Here is a 560-nt window from a genome sequence, read left to right as displayed (position 1 = left end):
CTGCATTTGTCTGGGACGGCTGCGCATCGTCGGGCATGAAACTAGCGTCAGTGGCCATCATGGCACGGCTTGCTGATTTCTCGTCTGATGACGGCGTTTGCTGGCCCTCAATCGACACCATAGCCAGGCAACTGGGTGCAGGACCGAGCACGGTTCGCACGACCATAGCCAGGCTGGAGAAAGAGGGCTGGCTAACACGTACTCAGCGCCGGAAGGGCAACCGCAACGCATCTAACATGTATCAACTGAACGTTGCGAAGCTGTATGCCGCTGCTCAATCTCACCTGTCAGATTCTGACCCGTCAAAATCTGACACATCAAATCCTGACGCATCAAAATCTGAGGGTTCAAAATCTGACGCCTCAAAATTTGACCCGTCAAAATCGAGCAATAACGGCAGTTTTGACCCTCCAGAATCTGGCGGGGATCCGTCAGTAAATTCAAAACAAGATCCATCAGGTAAAACCTCTTGTCAGGCTGAACCGCCTGACGACCCAGATCAACGGGTTTTGGACCATTTCAACCAGGTTACTAACTCCGGCTATCGGGACGGCAAGACC

At 52.7% G+C, this 560-nt stretch carries 1 protein-coding gene; it reads left to right on the top strand.

Annotated elements, in window-relative coordinates:
• Positions 1 to 560 (top strand): helix-turn-helix domain-containing protein (locus J5069_RS23995; protein WP_264646145.1); only part of this gene is annotated, 560 nt, incomplete at both ends.

Origin of the sequence: Candidatus Symbiopectobacterium sp. NZEC127 (assembly GCF_025962675.1) — a bacterium.
Classification (GTDB): Bacteria; Pseudomonadota; Gammaproteobacteria; order Enterobacterales; family Enterobacteriaceae; genus Symbiopectobacterium.
Note: the sequence above shows the minus strand (reverse complement) of the source record. Positions and strands in the feature narration are given on the sequence as shown.